Below are 23,508 nucleotides of genomic sequence, written 5' to 3' on the forward strand. Positions count from 1 at the left end.
AATTATGCCAGCTCTCCATCAAGGCAAGTTAGGGCAGTGTGAGACCGAAGCCGCCTCCCCCAGAGCACCTAACTCGTGGGGAGGGTGGTTGAAAGGTGCGTTGCCGGCTGTTTTTCCTTCCGCTCCTTTTTTGGGGGCCGTTCTGGTGATCGCGCCGCCGTCAGCGCTGGCGGCGGCAGATGACCGATATCCATTACTGATGCCTCTATTCTTATTGTTGTTCAGTGTATTGTGCGGGGTGACGGCCGCGCTGCTGTTTACTGCATTTCGTCCCCGCACGTTTCGTTATCTTCACGCATTGCTGAGCACCATGCCGGTTGCGGTTGCTTTGGTACGCAAGCGTGATGGCTATCTTGTCTACGGCAACAAACCCTGCCGTGACCTGCTCGGGGTGCGCCGCCTTCACGGCCGTTATCTGATGCCCGACACCCTCAGTGCCGTGATGGTGCATGACTACCTGCGCCCCTTTGCTGATCAGGCTTTTTTCGATGATTCAGGTGTTGAATTGCCAGTCGCCAATGGCCAGCAACTTAACCTTCGGATTAGCGGCCGGGTGATCACCTATCTGTGGTCCCCGTGCTGGCTGCTTTATATTACCCCTGATCTCAGTTCGACAGATTCCCATCAGCAGTTCGAGAAAGAGCAACGTACTTTCCAGCAGGTGCTCAACTCCTTGTCGGAGCTGGTCTGTTTCCAGAACAATAGTGGTGAGCTGATCGGAACCAATAAGGCGTTTGACCGTTTCTGGCGGGGGCGGCTCGAGGAAGGGATTGCCTGTGCCACCGAAGGGAATGCCCGCACCAAGGCAGCTAACCATAGCTGGACCGTCACGCCAGAGGGGTCGAGTTGCCTGCTCGAAATTAACCGCAATTTGCTACTGGGCGATAATGGCGAAGTTATCGGCAGTCTTAGCATCAGTCATGATGTGACCGAATGGCACGAGATGCAGGATGTGTTGCGCAGCGAAATCGAAAAACGCGAGATAACCGAACAGGAGTTGGCCCAGCGTAATAACCTGCTTGATACGATTTTGCATGCCAGCCGTGATCCGATTGGCTTGTATAACGAGCATGGGATCTATGTCGGTTGCAATGAGGCGTTTGCCCGCACGTTGGGCCATACCACGGAAACCTTGTTGGGCAAAGCTGTGCGGGATGTTTTGGAGCCCGAGCGGTTCGCCGAAGTCTGGAAGATCGACCTTAAGGTGATGGAGGAGGGGATCAGTGTTACGACGGATGACTGCGTGACTCTGACTGACGGCAGCATGGTGTGGTTTGAGGTGCTCAAGTCCCCTTATCGGGATCCGACCGATGGGACTTTGGGGGTATTGATGATGGCCCGTGATGTGACCGAGCGGCGTCTGGCCGAACAACAGCTTGCTGATGCCATTATGGAGCTTCAGGAACTCAGCTTCGTTGACAGCCTGACCAAGGTTGCCAACCGCCGCAGCTTTGACGAGCAACTGCGCAAGCTGTGGTACAGCCATATCCGCGAGCAGCAGCCGCTGACCCTGATCCTGTGTGATATTGACTATTTTAAGGCGTTCAATGACAACTACGGCCATCAGCAAGGGGATTTTGCCCTGCGTGAAGTGGCCAAGGTTTTGCTCAGTGTCATTAAGCGCGAGACTGATGAAGTCGCCCGCTATGGTGGCGAGGAATTTGCGTTCCTACTGCCCAATACCAATCTCAATGGCGGTAAAGTCGTGGCGGAGGCCATCCACAAGGCACTGGCCGAAAAAGGTCTGACCCATATGTACTCCGAGGTATCGAACTCGTTGACGGTTAGCTTGGGCGTCGCAACGATCATACCGCAACCTAACCAAGATTACGGCGAGTTGGTCGAAATGGCCGACATCGCCCTTTATCAGGCTAAGGGGGCGGGGCGCAATTGCACCATGACGATGACCGACTCGCAGTGTGATGACGGGAGAGCCTGAGGGGCCAGAGAAAAGAACAGACAAAGCCTGCATCTGCAGGCTTTGTCTGTTAAGGCCTCCACATAGTCGCCATCTTGTGCCCAAACACCACTTGGGATATCGCGAATGGCCTATTATGATGGGAATAGCTGTGGTGTATTGGATGGAAGAATGAAGCAAATCAAAGTTCTAGCTCAGTTTTACGTGGACCTGCTGGTCAAGTTGGGGCTGGTGAGGTTCAGCATGCTGCTGGCTCTTGCCCTGGTGGCTCTGGCCGTCGTGGTGCAGATAGGCGTTACCTTGGTACTGCAAGGGGAAGTGGACAACCTTGATATCGTGCGATCGGTTTTTTTCGGGTTGTTGATTACGCCGTGGGCGGTGTATTTCCTGTCGGTGGTCGTGGATCAGCTAGAAGAGTCCCGCCAGCGTTTGTCTAAGTTGGTCACCAAGCTCGAAGAGATGCGCTCACGCGACATGCAGCTTAACAAGCAGCTTCAAGACAATATTGCCCAGCTCAATCAGGAAATAGAGGAGCGGAAGAAGGCCGAGGTTGCCCGCGAGGAGGCGATGGAGGATCTCGAGAACGAGGTCTACCAACGTGAGAATGCTCAGTTGGAACTGGCCGAGCAGAGTGCCTTGCTGAAATCTTTCCTCGATGCCTCGCCGGACTTGATCTACTACCGTAACGAACAAGGCCAGTTTTCCGGCTGTAACCGCGCGATGGAAGAGCTGACCAACCGTAGTGAAAAAGAGTTGGTTGGACTGACCCCGTGGGATGTCTACAGCGAGGAGATCGCCAGCAAGATCGCCGAGACTGATCAGAAGGTCTACATTGAAAGCCAGTCCATCACCTATGAACAGTGGCTGGAGTATCCCGATGGCCGCAAGGCTATTTTTGAATTGCGCAAAGTCCCTTTTTATAGCCGTGATGGCCGTCGACTAGGGCTGATGGGGTTTGGTCGCGATATCACCGAGCGCAAGCAGTACCAAGACGCGCAAGAGAAAGCCAGTCGCGACAAGACTGCTTTTATTTCCACGGTCAGCCATGAGCTTCGCACCCCGCTGAACGGGATTGTCGGGCTTAGCCGGATGTTGCTCGAGAGTAAACTCGATGAGCAGCAGCGCGGCTATATGCGTACGATCCATGTCAGCGCCATTACCTTGGGCAATATATTCAACGATATTATCGATATGGATAAAGCAGATCGTCGCCGTCTCGAGCTATTGCCTAAGCCGCTAGATTTCCAAGAATTTGTGGCGGAGATGGAGAATATATCCGGATTGATGGCCGAGCAGAAAGGGTTGCGTTTTGACCTTGAGCGGCTGACGGCCTTGCCGCGCTGCATCGAGGCTGATGGGACCAGGCTGCGCCAAGTGTTGTGGAATCTGATCAGCAATGCGACCAAATTTACCAAAGATGGCGGAGTGGTGATGTCGGTCAGCTGCGATATCGAGCAGGAGCTGGCGCATATCACCTTTGAGGTTGAGGACAGCGGAATAGGGATCCCCCATGACGAACTCGACAACATCTTTTCCATGTACTATCAAGTGACCGACGAGAGCGACAACCTACATGCGGTCGGGACCGGTATCGGCCTTGCCGTTTCTCGTCAGTTGGTTCAAATGATGGGTGGTGACATTTCTGTCGACTCGGAGCTTGGGGCCGGCAGTACGTTTACCGTGACCTTTTCAGCGCCGCTGGTGGAGCAAAGCGTTGAGGAGGAGATTATGCCGGCACTGCCTCAATTGGGGCTCAGTATTTTCATGGTTGAGGATATCGAACTCAATATCACCGTTGCCAAGGCCTTGCTGGAAAGCCTTGGCCATGAGGTGACCATTGCGATGCGTGGTGACGAGGCGTTGGCGATGTTCGATCCTGATGCCTATGACTTGGTGTTGCTTGATATTCAATTGCCGGACATGAGCGGGTTTGATATTGCTGCGGCACTGAGGGATAAATACGACGATCTGCCCGCCTTGGTTGCCCTGACCGCCAATGTGATAAAGGACAAAGGGGAGTATCTGGCCAAGGGAATGGATGATGCGATAAGCAAGCCGCTTAGCGTCAAGGCGATCAGTGAGGTTATAGAACGGCTGGTGCTGACCTGCCCGCTCGATGATGACGAGCCGGATGCGATCGAATCAGCGGTTGATATACCTGTGCTCAGTGATGATACGGTCAGCACCCTGCTGGATCTGGAGATGCTGGGGTCATATGTCGAGATAGTCGGTACTCAGCCGGTTTACGATAGTATTGTGATGTTCGAGGAGAAGATGCCCGAGTATATCGCTATCCTTGATTCCAATATGACGGCCAAGGATCAGGACGGTATCAAGTTCGAGGCTCACAAAATCAAGGGGGCGGCGGGCTCGATAGGCCTCAAGCATATTCAGCAGATTGCGCAGATGGCTCAGTCACCGGAACTGCCTGCGTGGTGGGAAAATATCAATGACTGGGTCGATGAAATCAAAGACGGCTACCACAATGATTTGCAAGTACTGAAAGATTGGTTAGCCCAGCAGGAGAAAGGATAATGGATAAGTCGAAGTGGGCAGCTGCACTGCTGTCAATGGTACTGTTGGCGGGCTGCGGCCCAGATGATCCCGGAAAGGAGGCACAAGGCCAGCAGGGCGACGTGGCGAAGCCGGTAGAATCGGTGCAACCGACGACCTTGCCGGCTGAGCTGGATCTCTGGCAATCACCGTCGGAAATCACCCTTGCAGACACGGTTATTCATCTTGGCTCGGCATTGTGGCTGAATTCGATGCCGGTGATTGGCGATGATGGCAGTACGCCTGCTAATAAGTTGTTTGCCTCGGTCCGGTTGCTACCGGCTGAAAAGCAGGCTTTCCCCGATGGTGTGGATATCTTGCAGGTACTGATAGCCCAAGACGATGAGCAGTGGCTAGCCAAGCAGGATCTGGACGTTCGCCGTGACGGTGAACGGGGGATCGAGGTTGCGCTTCGCGGGGGGCCGGAGTGGATTCCCGGGAGCAAAGCGGATATTGCCCTGACGTTGCTCTACAAGGGCAAGGAATACGTGCTGGTGGAAAAGGGTATTGTGATCGAGCAGGTTTACTGATCCTTGTGAATGATTGGCTTGATAAAGAAAAGGCTCCCGTATGGGAGCCTTTTGCTATGGGGTCATAAGTCAACCGCGCAAGCGCGCAGTGTTGCTTATTCTTCTTCCAGATCACCGCAGAAACGGTAGCCTTCACCGTGGATAGTCGCGATGATTTCTGGTGTATCGGCAACTGACTCGAAGTGCTTGCGGATACGGCGGATTGTTACGTCAACAGTACGGTCATGAGGCTTAAGCTCACGGCCTGTCATTTTCTTCAACAATTCGGCACGAGTTTGGATCTTGCCTGGGTTCTCGCAGAAGTGCAGCAGGGCACGGAACTCTGAACGAGGCAGCTTGAACTGGTCACCGCTTGGGCTTACCAGAGAACGGCTGTTGATTTCCAGTGACCAGCCATTGAACTCGTAACGCTCAACGAGACGCTTGTCTTCAGCTGGTACGCCTTGGTTCATCGCTCGGCTCAGTAGGTTACGAGCACGGATAGTCAGTTCGCGAGGGTTGAATGGCTTGGTGATGTAGTCATCAGCACCGATTTCAAGACCAAGGATTTTGTCGACTTCGTTGTCGCGGCCGGTCAAAAACATCAGTGCCATGTCACCTTGCTCACGAAGCTCACGCGCTAGCAGCAGACCATTTTTACCCGGAAGGTTGATATCCATGATCACAAGGTGAACTGGGTGGTCAGAAAGCATCTGGTGCATTTCGGCACCGTCGTTGGCTTCGAATACCGTGTAGCCTTCTGCCTCAAAGATGCTTTTTAGCGTGTTACGTGTTACGTGCTCGTCTTCTACAATTAGAATGTGAGGGGTTTGCATTGGCAGTACCTAAAAGTTTTAAAACGGAATCTGGTTAAAAAACAGAATAGTTAAATTCTATATATAAAATTCACATACAGGCAAAAACTGGGGGAAAACGTGTGTTAGACCCGTGTTGCTGTCTGTTTGGTACGCCGTCCATTTATCCAGCAAAGTAACGGATCGCAGTTTCTTGCTGAAAATAGCCCGAAATTAAGGGGCATTGGCTTCAATTTCCGTAGGATGGCGATGATTGTATTCACTTAACAGCTCTCTAACAATATATGTATTTTGTTTCAGAGCTGCTTTCGGGCATTTTCTTGATTTATGTCAAATGCTATGAACTGCATTACGACTCACGAGATTGTTTAACATTCGCTACAAAAAAACACCTCGCCGAAGGGACGGCTCCATGTATGTGTGAAAAACTCTCGCTTTGGTGTAGCTACTGCTCGAGCATTTTTAAGATAACACAACACCCTGTTTACCCTTGCTTTGCAATTCTAACAGCATTCAATCCGAGAAGCACCGTAATTAGTAACAAAGAGAACCGGTTGCGGCACAGTCAATTGACTAAAGAGTTACGCCGATCGGGTTTTTCTTTTGAGTCAGTAGTGACCTGTTCACCTGATGGTCGTTGGGCTGAACAAGGTGTGATGGTGGCGATGGATAAATCAGAGGCCTGCCGAGTAGCGGCTCGTTGGGAGCAGAATGCGATTTATTGGGTGGAAAATGGCGAGCTGTTTTTGGTACCGGTACTGCTTGCTGGATTCGAACAACAAAGTTTGGGTGATTGGCGTGGTTTTCTCTACACTTAATACCAAATAAAGAGGCCGCAATGAACCCACACGGAGGGCGCTATGAACCAGAAAAAGGAACCACTGGCACTGGATATCACCCCCGATTTATGTGACCACTATGAGCAGGAGGTACGCTGGCTGCCGTTGTCGATGCAGGATTATGGTGGCCGGAGCGTGTTCTATGGGCAGGTAGTGACGTTACGTTGCTTCGAAGACAATAGCTTAGTTAGGGATATCCTCGCGGCACCGGGAAAGGGCAAAGTACTTTTTATCGATGGGCATGGTTCGTGCCACAGGGCTTTGCTCGGGGATCAGTTGGCCCTTCTGGCTCTGGATAATGGCTGGGAGGGGATTGTGATCAACGGCGCAGCGCGTGATGTCGCGACATTGGGCTCCTTGGATATCGGCGTTAAGGCATTGGGGGCTTGCCCGATCAAGACGGTGAAGCGCCAGACTGGCGAGGAAAATGTCACCCTGACAGTGACCGATACCTTGGTGTACCCCGGCGATATGATTTATGCCGACAGAAACGGAATATTGTTTAGTAAAACGGCATTGGATTTGTCAGTTATTGCGTGAATCAGAAATGAACAAAGCCATCTATGCAAGACAACAAGCCACCGATAACCGGTGGCTTGTTATATAGGTTAGCGGACAGGTTCAGAATTTAAAGCCTATCCCGAGTTGGTAAATCTGTTCGAGTGATTCGTAGTCCATCGTCGCATGGAGGTTGATGCGCTCGGTCACTTCGTATTGGCTGGATACCTCGACCCCTAGCACGGTTTCTTCGTCCTGTTTTTCCGATTTTACGGCACTTTTAAGGCTTAACTTGGGCGTGAAGTTGTATTTTACGCCAGATAACATGCCTCGGGTCGCCGAATGGGCGTCATTGCCTGTTTTCAGTCGGGTACTGAGGTATAACTCGGTATTTTCCGTTAGCGAATAGGCATAGCCACTGTCAATTTGCCACAGGTCATATTGCTCGGCACCTTTGGATTGGGATGACAGAAACCATCCGGATGAGGCTGTGTTGTCGCCGAGCGAGAGCCAGTCATTCTCTGCTGCAGTTGTAGGAAGCGCCACTACCAGCAGGGCAATTGTGATAAGCAATGTGCGCATTGATCACCTTCCCTGTTTATCATTATTTATTTGTCTTGCTTTTAGCAAAATAATACTAGGTCAATTTGCTTAAAAAAGACACAGTCAATGATTAAGGTTGAGATCTACTATCATGTTTTTCTGATCCGTAGGCCGTCGTGGGATGATCAAGTGGCAGCACATGTTGAGTAACACTGGATTTGTGTGTAAGTAATTGACGATCAAGTCTAAGTTTACTTTTGTAAGGGTAGACATCCTCAAAGAGGCCTTGTTGGATATTGGCCTGAAGTTGTTGCCAGTAGAGAGGATCGAACAGATCGCGGTGGAGCTCCTCGAACAAAGTCTTGAGTTTGGGGTTGATCAGCAAAAAAGTCCTAAATTCTTCGGGGAAAACATCGTTGGGGCCAACGCTGTACCAAGGCTCCGCTGCCAGCTCATCCTCTGGGTAGCGGGGAGGCGGAATGCGGCGGAAGTTCATTTCAGTCATGTAGCTGATCTCGTCGTAATCATAGAAGACGACGCGTTTGTGGCGGGTAACGCCGAAGTTTTTGAACAGCATATCACCGGGGAAGATATTGGCTGCTGCCAACTGTTTGATCGCCTTGCCGTATTCGTCGACGGCGTGGCGAAGATCGGCATCGCTGGCCTGCTCGATATACAGGTTGAAGGGGATCATCCGCCGCTCGGTATAGAGGTGCTTGATGATGATCTGGGTATCGGTCACGATCAGCTGCGACGGTGCGACAGCCTGAAGCTCGTCGAGCAGCTCTTCACTGAAACGGTGGCGGTCGAAGGCAAAATTGCGGTACTCCTGGGTATCGGCCATCCGGCCGACTCGGTCGTGTTCTTTGACCAGCCGGTATTTCTCCTTGACGACGCTATGGCTGATATCTTTCTGCGGGGCAAACTTATCCTTGATGATTTTGAATACCACGTCGTAGGACGGCAGGGTAAACACTGACATCACCATCCCTTTGATCCCCGGTGCGAGGATAAACTGATCGTCCGATTGTTCCATATGGGCGAGGAACTCGCGGTACAGCTCGGTTTTGCCGTGTTTCTGGCAGCCGATGGCCGTGTACAGTTCGGCTTTGGTTTTATTGGGGAGCAGCTCGGCGAGAAAACGGACCAAGGCCGCTGGGGCCGGCGCGTATACCATGAAATAGGATCGGGCAAACCCAAACAGGATACTGACATCATCCACATCGGTGAGGCAGGCATCGATATACAGCTGATGCTGGCTATTGGTCAGAACCGGTAGCACGAGTGGAAAATGTCGATCGCCAAGGCGGATCCGCCCGACAAGGTAGGCAGCCTTGTTGCGGTAAAACGGCTCGCGGATCATTTCTATCATTGGCGGGCCTGAGGTCGATATTTCAGCAACAGGCGCTGCCAGCCGTTCGATCAACTGGGCGATGTCCCGGCTCCGGTCTTCCCACAGTAGGGTAAACGGGGTGTCATCGAGTACCCGGCCAAGCAGGCTCTCTAGCCCAGAGCCGGTATTGTAGAGCCGGGTCAGGGCAGTTGGGTAGGAGGGGATACGGCCTTCTTGGGAGCTGTGGACGAAGAGTTTGTCGCGGTTGATATGGCGGTGCTCGAAGATCCGGCAATAAACGGAATTGAAGAAGCTCTCGGCGATTTCGTAGCGGGGATAGTCGAGCAGCAGATCCTCATAGGCGTGCTTAACTCCCATTAGGAATCGGTGGTTGGCATAGCGTTTGCCAAGCATAATCTGGATTTGGCTGGTGACAAGCCCGACATGATGGTCGTAGAAGCTGATCCGGCTTTTCAGGGCTCGCTGTACGGCTGGCCAATTTTGGCTTTCAAACCGTTCCTGGGCACCGGCCGTGACATCGAGAAAGCGGCCATACATGGCATCAAAGCCTTGTAAGATAGTATGGGCGACGAGTTGTTCCATTGCAGCTTCTGTCATAGGGGCTCCCTCCGCATCTAACCATAGTCTAGTTTTTACGGAACAACCGAGAAAGCGAGTGGTTGTTTCCTCCCACCATACTGTGCCGATAGCCATTAGGGGCTGCAATCTAATTTGGGTTGGAAGGGTATATTTTTACACCGGGAAAACTCAAAAAATAATCAGCTTTGAGGAAATTGATTGTTGACTCGCCAATGCGAATGCGGTATTCGTTAATTAATAGATATTTAGGGCAACGAATTAGAGTCGCTATGTATAACAACAGCATCAGCCTAGTTACCACAACCACCATTATTACCGGCACGATTGCTGGGGTGGGCTGATGCGCGTAAGAATTGCAGAAAAGAGCCCACACCCAATCCGGTGTGGGTTTTTTTTTGACTGGATATTTGCCTGACAGGCACAGGATTAAGTAATGGGAGTAGGGAATGCGAGTATTAAAGTTTGGTGGTTCATCATTGTCAGATGCTGACCGTTTTTTGCGGGCGGCGGATATTATTGCCAATAATGCGCAGCAGGAAGAAACCGCCGTGGTGCTATCAGCCCCTGGCAAGGTGACCAATAAGTTGGTGGCCGTCATCGAAAGTACGATTGCCCACGGTGAGGCCGAGTTGCAGTTGCGTGATTTGGAAACAGTTTTCAATGAGTTGTTTGCCGGTCTGAAAGTGTTGGTACCGGCGTTTGATAAATTGGCGTTGGATGCCAAGCTGGCCAGTTCGCTTGGTCAGCTCAAGCAGTATGTTCATGGTATCAGTTTGTTGGGGCTATGCCCGGACAACGTCTATGCCAAGATCATCAGCAAGGGTGAGCGGCTGTCAATTGCGGCGATGCAGGCCCTGCTTGAAGCCAAAGGACAACCAGCCAGCCTGATTGATCCGGTTGCCTATCTTCAGGCAAGCGGTGACTACCTCGAAGCCCATGTTGATATTGAGGCATCGACAGACAACTTCCGCCGCCAGCCATTGCCCGAGGGACATGTCAATATCATGCCGGGATTCACAGCCGGTAACGAGAAGGGCGAGTTGGTGACTCTGGGCCGCAATGGTTCGGACTATTCGGCGGCCGTACTGGCAGCCTGCCTCCGTGCGGATTGTTGCGAGATCTGGACTGATGTCGACGGGGTCTACAGTTGTGATCCTCGGTTGGTTCCGGATGCGCGCTTGCTTAAATCCCTCAGCTACCAAGAGGCGATGGAGCTGTCTTATTTTGGTGCCTCTGTGCTTCACCCGAAAACCATTGCCCCTATTGCCCAATTCCATATTCCTTGCCTGATCAAAAACAGTTTTAATCCTCAAGGGGCCGGTTCGCTGATTGGCCTCGATACCGGCGAAGACAAGCTGGATATCAAGGGGATCACCACCCTCAAGGATCTGACCATGGTCAATGTGTCCGGCCCTGGGATGAAGGGTATGGTCGGGATGGCCGCAAGGGTCTTCAGCGCCATGTCTGCCGCCGGGGTGTCGATTGTGCTGATCACCCAGTCGTCGTCGGAGTACAGTATCAGCTTCTGTATCGAGAGTGAGGACAAGCCCGCGGCGAATAAAGCGCTGCAGAACCATTTCGAACTCGAGCTCAAAGACGGCCTGCTTGAACCGGTAGAGTTTATCGACAACCTTGCCATTGTCACCTTGGTCGGTGATGGGATGCGGACCTCGCGAGGTGTGGCCTCACGCTTTTTCACCTCTTTGGCAGAGGTCGACGTCAATATCGTGGCAATCGCCCAGGGTTCTTCAGAGCGGGCTATTTCGGCGGTGATCCCGGATGAGAAAATCTCAGAGTCGGTCAAGGCCTGCCATGAGAACCTGTTCAACAGCCAGCATGTCTTGGATGTGTTTGTCATCGGTGTCGGCGGTGTCGGCGGGGAGCTGGTCGATCAAATTGGCCGCCAACAGGCCAAGCTGGCTGAGAGCGGTATCGCAATTCGGGTATGCGGCTTGGCTAATAGCAAGGGCATGTTGCTCGATGGCCGCGGGGTGTCGCTGGAAAACTGGCGTGACAGCATGGGGCAGGTCAGCGAGCCGCTCAGTCTTGCCCGGATGATCCAGTTGGTTAAGCGCAACCATATTATCAACCCGGTTGTTATCGATTGTACTTCAGATCAGGGCATTGCCGAGCAGTATGTTGATTTCCTTGCTGCCGGTTTCCACGTGATCACCCCGAACAAAAAAGCCAATACCGCCAGCATGGCTTACTACCAGCAGCTGCGTCAGGCTGCGCGCTCGACCCGTCGCAAGTTTATGTACGACACCACGGTAGGCGCTGGCCTGCCGGTGATCGAAAACCTTCAGAATCTATTGGCTGCCGGTGATGAGCTTGAGCGTTTTTCCGGGATCCTGTCAGGATCGCTATCTTATATTTTCGGCAAGCTCGATGAGGGTATGAGCTTTAGCGAGGCGACAACGGTCGCACGCAACAATGGCTTTACCGAGCCGGACCCGCGCGATGATCTGTCGGGTATGGATGTTGCGCGCAAGTTGCTGATTTTGGCTCGCGAAGCAGGCTTGTCGCTGGAACTCGATGAGGTAGACGTTGAACAAGCCCTGCCGCCGGAGTTCGATGCCAGCGGTAGCGTAGATGACTTTATGGCCAACCTGCCAGCAGCCGATGCGTACTTTGCTGATCTGGCCGAGGAGGCCGCCGAGCAGGGCAAGGTACTGCGTTATATCGGGGAAATCAATGATGGCCGCTGTACAGTGAAAATCGCGGCGGTGAATCCGGACGACCCTATGTTCAAGATCAAAGACGGGGAAAATGCGTTGGCTTTCTATAGCCGTTACTACCAGCCTATCCCGTTGGTGCTGCGTGGCTACGGGGCGGGTACCGAAGTTACTGCTGCCGGGGTATTTGCTGATTTGATGCGTACGCTGGGTTGGAAATTGGGAGTATAAGATGAGTGTAGTGGTTTATGCGCCAGCGTCGATTGGCAACGTTAGTGTCGGGTTTGATGTGCTGGGGGCCGCAGTTTCCCCGATAGACGGGACTTTGCTGGGTGATCGGGTTGAAGTAAAGGCTAGCGAACAACCTTTTAGTCTGCGTTGCGTTGGCCGTTTTGTCGACAAGTTGCCGCAGCAGGCCGAGGAGAACATCGTGTATCGCTGCTGGCAGGTTTTTGTCCGTGAGCTGGACAAACTCGGCCTTGCCCCCAAGCCGTTGGCGATGACCCTTGAAAAGAATATGCCGATAGGCTCTGGGTTGGGTTCAAGTGCCTGCTCGATTGTGGCGGCATTGGATGCCCTAAATCAGTTCCATGGCTCGCCGTTGGACGAGACCGCGTTGCTTGCCCTGATGGGGGAGATGGAGGCGGAGATCTCCGGTAGCCTCCACTATGATAATGTGGCTCCGTGCTATCTCGGTGGCTTGCAGTTCATGGTTGAGGAGATGGGGATCATCAGCCAATCAGTGCCGTGCTTCGATGGTTGGTATTGGGTCATGGCCTATCCGGGGATCAAGGTGCCGACTGCCGAGGCTCGGGCAATCTTGCCCGCCCAGTACCGCCGTCAGGATATGATTGCCCATGGCCGCTACCTCGGGGGATTTATCCATGCCTGCCATAGTCGCCAGCCAGAGCTTGCAGCAAAAATGATCAAAGATGTGGTCGCTGAGCCATATCGCGAACGCTTATTACCTGGATTCGGCGATGCGCGGCAGTATGCGCTGGATGCAGGGGCGCTGGCCAGCGGGATATCTGGCTCGGGGCCGACGATGTTTAGTATCTGCGATGATTTGGACGTGGCCAAGCGTATTGCACGATGGCTGCAAGATCATTATGTTCAGAATGATGAAGGATTTGTTCATGTCTGTCGTTTGGATGGACAGGGCTCGAGAGTAACAGGAAGTGAACTGTAACCATGAAGTTATATAACCTAAAAGATCACCAGCAACAGGTTTCGTTTGGCCAGGCCGTCCGCCAGGGGTTGGGTCGCAATCAGGGACTCTTTTTCCCGGCAGAACTGCCGTTTTTCGAGGATGTCGACAGCCTGCTTGAGCAGGACTTTGTCACCCGTAGCACAGCCATTTTGTCCGCCTTCATCGGGGATGAACTCGCTCAGGAAACGGTAGCCCAAATGGTTGGCAATGCGTTTCAGTTTCCGGCTCCTATCGCAACGGTCAAAGAGGGGATCTATGCTCTTGAGCTGTTCCACGGCCCGACATTGGCTTTCAAGGATTTCGGCGGGCGCTTCATGGCCCAGTCACTGGCTGCCGTCACCGAGAGTGATGGTAAGATCACGATTCTGACGGCAACCTCGGGGGATACCGGCGCGGCTGTCGCCCATGCCTTCTACGGTATGGATAACATCAAGGTGGTTATCCTCTACCCGAAAGGCAAGATCAGCCCATTGCAGGAGAAATTGTTCTGCACATTGGGCAAGAACATCACCACGGTTGCCGTCAACGGCACATTCGATGACTGCCAGGCGCTGGTTAAGCAGGCATTTGATGACGCCGAATTGCGCGAAGAAGTGGGCTTGAACTCTGCCAACTCGATTAATATCAGCCGTTTAATGGCGCAGATCTGCTATTACTTCGAGGCAGTATCCCAGATGCCCAAGGCGCAGCGTGAGTCGCTGGTTGTATCCGTGCCAAGCGGTAACTTCGGCAACTTGACGGCTGGCTTGCTGGCTAAGGCCATCGGCCTGCCGGTTAAGCGATTTATTGCCGCGACCAATGTTAATGATACGGTGCCGCGCTATTTGCAAACGGGCGAGTGGTCGCCAGCCCCAACCGTGGCGACCCTGTCTAATGCCATGGATGTGAGCCAGCCAAACAACTGGCCACGGATCGAAGAGCTTTGTCAGGAAAAGGGCTGGGGGCTCGATACTCTGGGCTATGGCGCGGTTACCGATGAACAGACGGCAGAAACCCTGCGCGAGATGGAACAGGATGGGTATCTGTGCGAGCCGCACGGTGCGATTGCCTATCGTTTGTTGAGTGAGCAATTGGGCGAGGGCGAAACGGGATTGTTCTTGTGTACAGCGCATCCTGCCAAGTTCAAGGAAGTGGTCGATGATATTCTGGGCTGCGATATTGCGCTGCCGGGGCCGTTAGCCAAGCACAATGCGCTGCTGCTGTTGTCGCTAGAGCGTGACAATGATTTCGACCAGCTCAAAGCTGTATTACGAGATGTGCAATAACCATATTTTATATGTGGAGAATAAAAAAGGAGCCAGACGGCTCCTTTTTTATTGGGTATGAGGTGCAGTAGGGATTAGGCCGCTTGTTCTTCGCCTTTTACCGCCGTTTCCGGAGTGTCTTCATCGGCAAATTTTTCCACCCACATCGCTAATGCGCCATCACCGGTGATGTTGCAAGCGGTACCGAACCCGTCTTGGGCAAGGTGCAGGGCAATTTGCAGGCCGATCATCGCTTCGGTGAAGCCCATCATGGAGCCGAGCAGGCCGACGGCGGCCATGACGGCACCGCCAGGGGCGCCGGGAGCGGCGACCATTGTGATGCCCAGCATGGCGATGAACGGCAGGGCGTCAAGCATCATTGGAACCGGTTTGCCGGAAATGAGCATGACGGCGACACACACCGTGGTGATACTGATCGCGGAGCCGGACATGTGAATGTTGGCACACAGTGGCACAACGAAGTTGGCAATGGGCTTCTTAACCCCATTTTCCAGTGTTTGGCGCAGAGTTACCGGCAGGCTTGCCGCCGACGACATGGTGCCCAGTGCCGTGACGTAGGCAGGCATCATGGTTTTCAGCAAGGTTAGCGGTGATCGGCCGGTCAGAGCCCCTGTGCTGATAAATTGCAGACTCAGCCATAGCCAGTGCAGCAGGACAATCAGTACCAGTACCAGGGTAAAGGTTTTCAGGGTCGAAAAGACGGTGCCTTTCACCGTCATGTCGGCGAAGACGCCGGCAATGTAGAACGGTAGCGACGGTACCATGATTTTGGCAAGGAACAGCTCGATAATGTTCCGACCCTCATCGCTGATCTGGCGCAGTTGCTGGCTGTTGGTTGCCGAAATGCCCAAGCCGAAAATGAACGCGACAGCAAGAGCTGACATGACTCCCATGACAGGCGGGACTTGCAGGTCAATCAGCGGTGATAGAACACGTACCGCCTCGCTGACATTACCGTTGTTATGGAGCATGGAGGGCAGGGTTTGGCTGGCAACGAAGTAGGCCATGGCCCCCGCACCCATGGTTGAGACGTAGCTGAGGCCGACAGTTTTGCCGAGCAGCTTGCCAGAGTTCTTCGGTAGGTTGGCGATGCCACTGGTTACGAAAAACAAAATCAGCAAAGGAATAGTAAAGTTGATCAGCTGGCTGATCAGGGCTTTCATCGTAATTAGGATTTGCACCAGAAAGTCAGGGGCAAACAACCCAACACCGATGCCGGTTACGATACCCGCAAGAAGTTTGAGAATCAGTTTCATCGCCATAAGTCCTATTTAGGAGTAATCCATCATAAAGCGGCGGTGTTTTATCATTAATGGCGGTGTGATGCCAAAAAAGCTGCAAATAATGTGCTACTGAGTTGCAAATTAGTTGCTGCTTGGCGAAAAAATATACGATTTGTTTGGGGTAATCTAACGATAGCCCCGAGGCGTATGGTTAATGGCTTGTGGGGGGGGCGTAGGTGCTTGAGGCTCGCCTTAGCACCAATTGGGCCAAGGCGAGCAGTGGATTGCTGGCGAGGAGTTACTGCTCTGCTTGTTCGGTCGCTGGGAGCTTTTCGCGATGGGCGAACTTGTCGACCCATAATGAAATTGCGCCGTCACCGGTGATGTTGCAAGCCGTACCGAAGCTGTCTTGTGCCATATAAAGGGCAATCATCAGGGCAAGCTCGGACTCGCCGAAGCCCAACATAGAGGCCATCAGCCCTAGTGCAGCCATGACAGCCCCACCTGGCGCGCCCGGAGCGGCAATCATGGTCACACCCAACATCATGATGAAGGGCATCATCTCAAACAGCGACGGGATCGCAATATGTTGGCTTAGTGCCATGACCGCGGTCGAGCAGGTAACCAGGGTAATGGTCGAGCCTGATAGGTGGATGGTGGCACATAGCGGGATGGTGAAGTTGGCGATGGATTCGTCGACCCCGTTGAGTTTGGTTTGGCGCAGGGTGACAGGAATCGTCGCTGCCGAAGACATGGTACCGACGGCGGTCAGGTAGGCGGGCATCATGTTCTTGATCAGTTTGACCGGCGAGTGGCCGAGAGCCAGTCCGGTAACCGTATATTGAATACAGATCCATACCCAGTGCATGAAGATAGCCAGCGCCAATACCAAGCCGAAGGTCTTCAGGGTTGAGAATACGGTGCCTTCGGCAGCCATTTGGGCAAACACCCCGGCAATATAGAAAGGTAGCAGTGGAATAATCACGTTTGACAGTAGCAAGTCGATGATCCGGCGGCCATCTTCAGCCAGTGCCTTGAGCGATTTGCTGTTGGTCACACTGATGCCAAGCCCGAACAGGAAGGCCGTGGCAAGGGCGGTCATCACCCCGAACATAGGTGGGATTTCCAGAGAGATAAAGCTAGTTAGCTTATTGGCACTCTCGGTGGCTGCTGCTGCGGGTTCTGAAATACCGGCAATCACCGTGCTGGCAACAATAAACGCGAGGCTACCGGCGAGCAGGGTCGAGCCATAGGACAGGATCACGGTTTTGCCTAGCAATGAGCCAGAGTTCTTAGGCAGACTGGCGATGCCGCTGGTGATGTAAAAAAGGATGATGAGCGGGATAGTGAACCCAATGAGCTGGCCACCGAGCTCTTTGATTGTGAGTAAGGTACGAATGATGGGATCTGGGGCAAAAAAGCCAAGGAGGATACCGATCAATATACCTGCGACGAGCTTGAGTATTAACTTCATGAACTGGCTCCAAATTGTTGTTATTAGATACTTCCATATAGCGTAATTGCCCAGCGGTATTGCAGCAGGTGGTGGGCAACGGAGCCAATATACGCCTGAAAGCATATGCCTGCCTATTTTTTGTTCGAAACTGAGAGGTATATATCTGCCTTTGCCATGCTTGTTGATGAGAATGTGAGCAAGGCGAAATAATGCTTTTTATGGCGGGGAGGACTTTTGATAGGTATAAAAAAACGGCATCTAAAATGCCGTTTTTTGTATCACTGAAGCCTAAGGGGGAATTATAGGCTGTTAGTGAAGGTACGAGCGATAACGTCACGCTGCTGCTCTGTAGTCAGAGAGTTGAAGCGTACAGCGTAGCCAGATACACGGATAGTTAGCTGTGGGTATTTTTCTGGGTGCTTAGCAGCATCTTCCAGAGTCTCACGCTTAAGAACGTTAACGTTCAGGTGCTGACCACCTTCAATCTTTGCAGGTGCTTCGATTGGCAGTTCGCGGTACTCGATGTCGCCAAGTTCTGCGGTTGCAACAACTTGGTCAGCTTCGTAGCCAGCAGCTGCTGCAACACAACGTGCTTCGTTCTTCTCGCCGTCTAGCAACCAGATTGAGTTTAGTAGGTTGTCGTTTGCTGCTTTAGTGATCTGAATACCTGTGATCATGACTTTCTCCTTTAAGGATGTCGTTAATTTTTTCGATTTTATTGTCGAGCTGCGTATTATATATCTCGAATGAGCCTATTGTGTATTGATGTAGATCAAATTACAACAAAAAACCTTAAATTGTTTAGGGCTGTTTTCTTGAGCTAAGTCAACTAACCATCACATTTCGTGGCTGTTAACTATTATTTTATCGTTTAAAAAATTTTTGAGTGGATCATTTGTTGTAAAATTACAACATTTATCAGGTGATTTATTCGGTGATGACCACGGAAACTGCGTGTTGGTCGAGCCAAAAATGTAGTAAAAACTGTTGGTAATTACCGTACAAGAGAAGAAGTGAAAGTATGAAATTATTAGGCGCACATGTGTCTGCTGCGGGAGGGGTTCATAATGCCCCGGACAATGCTCGTCAGATAGGGGCGAATGCATTTGCCTTGTTTACCAAAAACCAGCGTCAGTGGGTGGCCAAGCCTCTGACAGAAGATGTTATTGCCGCTTTTAAGGCGCGCTGCCACTTTTATGGCTTTGGGCCTGAAGCGATTTTGCCGCATGACTCCTACTTGATAAATCTCGGTGCGCCAGAGGCGGACAAGTTGGAAAAATCCCGTGCTGCCTTTATTGATGAGATGGCGCGCTGCCAGCAGTTGGGACTGACATTGCTGAACTTTCACCCTGGTAGCCACCTGAAGAAAATCAGTGAGGCGGATTGCCTATCGTTGATTGCCGAATCGATTAACATGGCTCATGCTGCGGTGCCGGATGTTGTGGCGGTGATTGAGAATACGGCCGGTCAAGGAAGCAATCTTGGCTGGCGCTTCGAACATTTGGCCAGCATTATCGAGCAGGTTGAGGATAAGTCGCGGGTCGGGGTATGTATCGATACCTGTCATACGTTTGCTGCTGGCTATGATTTGCGGGGCGAAACCGCGACAGATAAAACGTTTGCCGAGTTCGATCAGATTGTAGGGATGAACTACCTGCGCGGCATGCACCTCAATGATTCTAAAGGGGGGCTGGGCAGCCATCTCGATCGCCACCATAGCCTCGGGGAAGGCGAAATTGGCTGGGACTGTTTCCGCTATCTGATGCAAGACAGCCGGTTCGACAATATTCCGCTGGTGCTGGAAACCATTAACCCTGATCTATGGCAGCAGGAAATTGCCACCCTGCGTGCTTTTGCTAATGGCTCCGTTGCCCAGTTATAGGGCAATAATTTCCCATCTGAGGGAGGGAATCATGGCGGCAGACCGATAAATAACGATTAAGTTAATTAAAAATCAAATGCTTGCCGCTTTGGCACTGTTTTTTCATGGTGTGGGTGGGGACCATGAACATGGCATTCGCCAAGGAGAGAGCATGAATACAGAAATGTTGATATTTAATTATGGGTTGGCCCGCCTGCCACAGCCCTACCGTTATAATCAGGGCCGGGGCCATTGGCGTCATCCTGCCGGTACGAGGGTTCGCCGTTAGGTTCTAGCGATAAAATGAAAGCGCCTTCGGGCGCTTTTTTGTGGCGAGCCTGAGTGGGTGCCATCTGGATGGGGCTTGGGTATACTTTCGGTTTTACCCTATTGGAGCTTTTTGATGAGCCAACCTTTGACGTGGCAGGCGGTGATTGATACTGAACGCCGACAGGATTACTTCCAGTCTATTGAGCAATTCGTGGCAGCCGAGCGCGAAGCGGGCAAGGTGATTTACCCGTCGGCTGGCGATGTGTTCAGTGCTTTTGATTCTACACCGCTTGATAAAGTGAAAGTGGTTATTCTGGGCCAGGATCCCTACCACGGCCCAGGTCAGGCTCATGGCTTGAGCTTTTCGGTCCGGCCCGGTGTGAAGACGCCGCCTTCGTTGGCCAATATGTACAAGGAGCTGGCTGTTGATATCGAAGGATTCTCGATCCCCAATCACGGTTATCTCCAGCAATGGGCCGAACAAGGGGTGCTGTTACTCAATACGGTGCTGACAGTCGAACAGGGTAAGGCGCATTCTCATGCCAAAATTGGCTGGGAGCAGTTTACAGATAGGATCATCGAGGTGATTGACCAGCAATGCGAAGGGGTTATCTTCTTGTTGTGGGGCGCTCATGCCCAGAAGAAAGGAAAAAAAATCGACCAGAGCCGGCATCACGTCCTGCATTCCGCCCACCCGTCACCGCTCTCCGCTTATAGGGGCTTCTTTGGCTGCAAGCATTTCTCTCAGGTAAATATGTTGCTTGAGCAGATGAATAAATCCTCAATTGATTGGACGCTAGAGAATATCGCTTAAATAGCGGGATCGCATGAATTGTGAGCTGATTGTTCGTTTGGTAATCAGGATCAATGCAGCATTGCCCCTTTGCTTTTACACTTTCTTTATAAGGAAGCGTTTTGGGAGGGAGTGTAATGATGTTGGATATTATTCATGCGGAGCATGGCAATATCGTCAGGCTGCTGGGGATTTTGCAGCACAAGCTGAAATTGATCCGTAACGGTGACGAGGTCGACTATAGCCTGCTCCGAGATATTGTCGAGTATTTGCAAAGCCATGCCGAACAGTGCCACCATCCTAAAGAGGATGTTCTGTACCACTATTATCAGGCCCACTATGCCGATGATAATGGCGCGTTGGCCAGCCTCGAGCAGGAGCACCAACAGTTAGCCGTATTGACTCATGAGTTTGCCGAGCTGGTTGACATGATCCTGATGGATGCGGTGATCCCGCTGGATATCTTCGCCGATAAGCTCAACGCTTTTGTTGATCGCCAGCGAGCCCATCTGGAATTTGAGGAATGCCAGATATTTCCAATGATACAAGCCCACTTTACCTCTGCTGACTGGCAGGCCGTTGCCAATGAGTACCAAGAGTGCGGGAGTGACCCGTTATTTGGCAACGAGGTAGCATTGCGTTATCGGAATCTGGCAGAGCGCCTGAGAGAGAGTGCCTAGATCAGGAAGTGAGCGGAACGCAGAATAAGGACAAAGAGTCGGCATGTGCCGACTCTTTTGGTATGGGGTGATTAAAAATCAATATCCTCGTTGGTCAAATCCCTGAATATATCAATATCTGCGAGTTCACGGCGTAGGCGTTGCCTGTCCTTTAGCGCTTCGATTTCTCGCCATTTGCGTTTTACGGGTTTCTTGCGCGAGCTCCTAGGTTGGATATCGGTATCAAAAATATCATCGAATGCATAACTGTCCATAAAGCACCTCATCCTTAAAGGTTTAAAACCAGGTTGCCTCAAAAAAACGGGCTGTTGGGGGTGATCCCGTGCATTATCCGTTGGGCGAGATAAGCGCGAAAGGCTTTGCTATTCATGCGCTTACTTTCCTTGGTGCCGGCATGCCGTAAATACTCCTAACCCTACCTTTTGAGGTAACGTGGACATAACGTTAAATATCACAGGTAGGGTTAGAATAAAATTGAACTGTTTCTCATTTGTTGCCAAGGTATGAATGTTTCATGTGCGTATGTTCACAAAATCGAGCTGGCTGGCCGTGAAGTGGTTATTCGGTAGAGGAGAATAGAGGGGGACAGATGAGTCAAGGACGCGGTTTTTATAAGCATCTGGCTGATCCTACGAGGCCTATATGGGATATTTGTGAGCTGTGTCTTGATTTTTGTGGGTTAAGTTTGCATGATCGTCTGCCATCTGCAGCGCAACTCATGGTTACCGGGAAGCAATAGGTTTGATAGAGACCATCCGGAATTAACATAACATCAACAATGTCGCTGTATTGGTAGCGGGAGCTACTGTCATTTACCACATATTAAAACTAAGGTTGTAGTAATTACTCTGTTGCTGTGGCGTTTTTGCCGGCGCGGTAAGTACTGCTTTTTCTGATTGTCGGGTGGCCGCAGTCAGAATTTCGGTTCATTTTTTGAGGGGTAGACGTGTCAAGCCAGATTAATTTTTTGAACGATCTGTTATGGGGCTCTGTGCTGATCTACGTGTTGATCGGCGTCGGCGTGTTCTTCACCTGTCGCTTGGGCTTCATCCAGTTTCGCCATTTTGGCCACATGTTCAGTGTGATGAAAAACAGCCGCAAATCTGACAGTGCCGGGATCTCATCTTTTCAGGCGTTGTGTACCAGCCTGGCCGCGCGTGTCGGAACTGGTAACATGGCCGGTGTTGCCGTTGCACTGACGCTCGGTGGTCCGGGTGCCATTTTCTGGATGTGGCTGATTGCCATGCTGGGTATGGCGACGGCATTTGCAGAAAGCGCCCTTGCACAGTTGTACAAGACTCGCGATGACGAGGGCAACTACCGTGGTGGCCCTGCCTACTATATGGAAAAAGGCTTGGGCATGCGCTGGATGGGGGTTGTGTTCTCCATCTTCCTGATCATTGCCTTTGGGTTGGTATTCAACTCGGTACAGGCGAATTCCATCACGCAGGCGATGAATGTTGCCTTTGGCTGGAACCCTTTGTACGTGGGTATCGCATTGGTATTGATGACCGGCACGATTATCTTCGGAGGTCTGCGCGCCGTTGCCCGTACCGCTGAGATCCTGGTGCCAGCAATGGCCCTGTGCTATTTGCTGCTGGCCCTGTTCATTGTGTTTACGAATCTGGAAAAACTGCCAGATGTTATCGGTATGATCTTCCGCAGTGCGTTTGGCTTGGAAGAGGCCGCGTCTGGTGCTTTGGGCTACACCATTGCCCAAGGCATGATCAATGGCCTGAAACGCGGCTTGTTCTCTAACGAGGCCGGTATGGGCTCCGCGCCGAACGCGGCAGCGTCAGCGACACCTTATCCGCCACACCCTGCATCACAGGGTTATGTTCAGATGCTAGGCGTGTTCATGGATACGATTGTTATCTGCTCGGCGACAGTGGCAATTATCCTGATGTCGGGTGAATACGTGCCGCATGGCGAGGTGACGGGTATTGAGCTGACCCAGCGTGCGCTGAGTGCGCAGGTTGGCGGGTGGGGTGAAGTATTTATCGCTATTGCGATTTTCTTCTTCGCTTTTACCTCGCTGGTGGCGAACTATTCATATGCCGAGACCAACTTGTTGTTCTTGGAGCACAACCACAAAGCAGGCCTGAATGTATTTCGCCTCGTCGTGCTGGGTATGGTGATGTTTGGTGCCTTGGCGGATCTGCCGACGGTGTGGGCGATGGCGGATGTCTCCATGGGAATGATGGCGCTGATCAACCTGATTGCGATTGTGCTGTTATCAGGTACGGTGGTGAAGCTGGCGAAGGATTACAACAAGCAACTCTCGCAGGGCAAAGTGCCGACGTTTGACAGCAATGATTACCCGGAGCTTCATGCCCAGCTTGAAGAAGGGATCTGGGATCGTTCCGAGCAGTCGGACAACCGTTGATCATCGACGTTTCCGATGGCAATAATAGAAAAAGACCACGCTCACGAGCGTGGTTTTTTTTTGCTGGCCTGTTACCATTTT

General features: G+C 52.0%; 18 protein-coding genes, 1 pseudogene and 1 other annotated feature. Of the genes and pseudogenes, 12 read left to right on the forward strand and 7 right to left on the reverse strand.

From position 1 onward, the window contains the following. The first annotated feature begins 4 nt into the window (after positions 1 to 4). The 3 genes from ACSF8X_RS04760 to ACSF8X_RS04770 all read left to right on the forward strand — a co-directional run bounded on the left by ACSF8X_RS04760 (position 5) and on the right by ACSF8X_RS04770 (position 5,001). Positions 5 to 1,939, forward strand: a complete 1,935-nt coding sequence (locus ACSF8X_RS04760) for a GGDEF domain-containing protein (protein ID WP_500850804.1) — start codon at positions 5 to 7, stop codon at positions 1,937 to 1,939. A gap of 150 nt (positions 1,940 to 2,089) precedes the next feature. Beyond that, the gene (gene arcB / locus ACSF8X_RS04765) at positions 2,090 to 4,453 is read left to right on the forward strand and encodes an aerobic respiration two-component sensor histidine kinase ArcB (protein WP_500850805.1); all 2,364 of its coding nucleotides are present in this window, start codon (positions 2,090 to 2,092) and stop codon (positions 4,451 to 4,453) included. Then, positions 4,453 to 5,001, forward strand: a complete 549-nt coding sequence (locus tag ACSF8X_RS04770) for a hypothetical protein (protein WP_500850806.1) — start codon at positions 4,453 to 4,455, stop codon at positions 4,999 to 5,001. The genes arcB and ACSF8X_RS04770 overlap by 1 nt, the downstream gene beginning before the upstream one ends. Positions 5,002 to 5,096: 95 nt before the next feature. On the opposite strand, the gene arcA is transcribed toward ACSF8X_RS04770, so the two are convergent. After that, on the reverse strand, positions 5,097 to 5,816 hold the full coding sequence (gene arcA / locus ACSF8X_RS04775) for a two-component system response regulator ArcA (protein ID WP_047879648.1): 720 nt from the start codon (positions 5,814 to 5,816) through the stop codon (positions 5,097 to 5,099). A gap of 395 nt (positions 5,817 to 6,211) precedes the next feature. Here arcA and ACSF8X_RS04780 point away from each other — a divergent pair, with 395 nt between their 5' ends. Together ACSF8X_RS04780 and ACSF8X_RS04785 are read left to right on the forward strand one after the other, a co-directional pair. After that, a complete protein-coding gene (locus ACSF8X_RS04780) occupies positions 6,212 to 6,613 on the forward strand; it encodes a DUF3293 domain-containing protein (RefSeq protein WP_169753928.1) in 402 nt (133 codons plus the stop codon). A 42-nt stretch (positions 6,614 to 6,655) separates the two neighbouring features. After that, on the forward strand, positions 6,656 to 7,174 hold the full coding sequence (locus ACSF8X_RS04785) for a putative 4-hydroxy-4-methyl-2-oxoglutarate aldolase (RefSeq protein WP_500850807.1): 519 nt from the start codon (positions 6,656 to 6,658) through the stop codon (positions 7,172 to 7,174). An 81-nt stretch (positions 7,175 to 7,255) separates the two neighbouring features. Here the strand turns inward: ACSF8X_RS04785 and ACSF8X_RS04790 are convergent, their stop codons facing one another. Both ACSF8X_RS04790 and aceK read right to left on the reverse strand, forming a co-directional pair. Then, complete coding sequence (locus tag ACSF8X_RS04790) at positions 7,256 to 7,714, reverse strand: hypothetical protein (protein WP_047879650.1); 459 nt, start codon at positions 7,712 to 7,714, stop codon at positions 7,256 to 7,258. Between the two features lie 205 nt (positions 7,715 to 7,919). Next, a pseudogene (gene aceK, locus ACSF8X_RS04795) lies at positions 7,920 to 9,626 on the reverse strand (bifunctional isocitrate dehydrogenase kinase/phosphatase); the annotation flags it as partial. Between the two features lie 264 nt (positions 9,627 to 9,890). Next, positions 9,891 to 10,006 (forward strand) — a sequence feature (Thr leader region). 48 nt (positions 10,007 to 10,054) lie between these two features. Here aceK and thrA point away from each other — a divergent pair. Genes thrA through thrC form a run of 3 tightly spaced genes read left to right on the forward strand, consistent with a single transcriptional unit; the run spans position 10,055 to position 14,758 of the window. After that, the gene (gene thrA / locus ACSF8X_RS04800) at positions 10,055 to 12,514 is read left to right on the forward strand and encodes a bifunctional aspartate kinase/homoserine dehydrogenase I (protein ID WP_500850808.1); all 2,460 of its coding nucleotides are present in this window, start codon (positions 10,055 to 10,057) and stop codon (positions 12,512 to 12,514) included. Between the two features lies 1 nt (position 12,515). Beyond that, positions 12,516 to 13,472, forward strand: coding sequence for a homoserine kinase (thrB, locus tag ACSF8X_RS04805; protein WP_500850809.1), 957 nt, complete (start codon positions 12,516 to 12,518; stop codon positions 13,470 to 13,472). A gap of 2 nt (positions 13,473 to 13,474) precedes the next feature. Continuing rightward, a complete protein-coding gene (gene thrC / locus ACSF8X_RS04810; RefSeq protein ID WP_500850810.1) occupies positions 13,475 to 14,758 on the forward strand; it encodes a threonine synthase in 1,284 nt (427 codons plus the stop codon). A gap of 74 nt (positions 14,759 to 14,832) precedes the next feature. Here the strand turns inward: thrC and ACSF8X_RS04815 are convergent, their stop codons facing one another. The 3 genes from ACSF8X_RS04815 to grcA form a co-directional block, all read right to left on the reverse strand. After that, positions 14,833 to 16,014, reverse strand: a complete 1,182-nt coding sequence (locus ACSF8X_RS04815; protein WP_047879761.1) for a dicarboxylate/amino acid:cation symporter — start codon at positions 16,012 to 16,014, stop codon at positions 14,833 to 14,835. A 265-nt stretch (positions 16,015 to 16,279) separates the two neighbouring features. After that, positions 16,280 to 17,455, reverse strand: coding sequence for a dicarboxylate/amino acid:cation symporter (locus ACSF8X_RS04820; protein ID WP_047879654.1), 1,176 nt, complete (start codon positions 17,453 to 17,455; stop codon positions 16,280 to 16,282). A gap of 281 nt (positions 17,456 to 17,736) precedes the next feature. Then, positions 17,737 to 18,114, reverse strand: coding sequence for an autonomous glycyl radical cofactor GrcA (gene grcA / locus ACSF8X_RS04825; protein WP_047879655.1), 378 nt, complete (start codon positions 18,112 to 18,114; stop codon positions 17,737 to 17,739). A 344-nt stretch (positions 18,115 to 18,458) separates the two neighbouring features. On the opposite strand from grcA, the gene nfo reads away from it, so the two are divergent. The 3 genes from nfo to ACSF8X_RS04840 all read left to right on the forward strand — a co-directional run bounded on the left by nfo (position 18,459) and on the right by ACSF8X_RS04840 (position 21,041). After that, on the forward strand, positions 18,459 to 19,319 hold the full coding sequence (gene nfo, locus ACSF8X_RS04830) for a deoxyribonuclease IV (RefSeq protein ID WP_047879656.1): 861 nt from the start codon (positions 18,459 to 18,461) through the stop codon (positions 19,317 to 19,319). A gap of 382 nt (positions 19,320 to 19,701) precedes the next feature. Beyond that, entirely contained in the window at positions 19,702 to 20,382 is a 681-nt protein-coding gene (gene ung / locus ACSF8X_RS04835) for a uracil-DNA glycosylase (RefSeq protein ID WP_500850811.1), read from the forward strand. 116 nt (positions 20,383 to 20,498) lie between these two features. Beyond that, the gene (locus tag ACSF8X_RS04840) at positions 20,499 to 21,041 is read left to right on the forward strand and encodes a hemerythrin domain-containing protein (protein WP_047879658.1); all 543 of its coding nucleotides are present in this window, start codon (positions 20,499 to 20,501) and stop codon (positions 21,039 to 21,041) included. Positions 21,042 to 21,112: 71 nt separating this feature from the next. Here ACSF8X_RS04840 and ACSF8X_RS04845 read toward each other — a convergent pair whose 3' ends face one another. Further along, on the reverse strand, positions 21,113 to 21,295 hold the full coding sequence (locus ACSF8X_RS04845) for a DUF3545 family protein (protein WP_047879659.1): 183 nt from the start codon (positions 21,293 to 21,295) through the stop codon (positions 21,113 to 21,115). Positions 21,296 to 21,987: 692 nt separating this feature from the next. Here ACSF8X_RS04845 and ACSF8X_RS04850 point away from each other — a divergent pair. Continuing rightward, positions 21,988 to 23,427 (forward strand): alanine/glycine:cation symporter family protein, encoded by a 1,440-nt coding sequence (locus tag ACSF8X_RS04850; protein ID WP_047879660.1) that lies wholly within the window; start codon positions 21,988 to 21,990, stop codon positions 23,425 to 23,427. Positions 23,428 to 23,508: the final 81 nt, after the last annotated feature.

This window comes from Photobacterium panuliri (genome assembly GCF_059920555.1).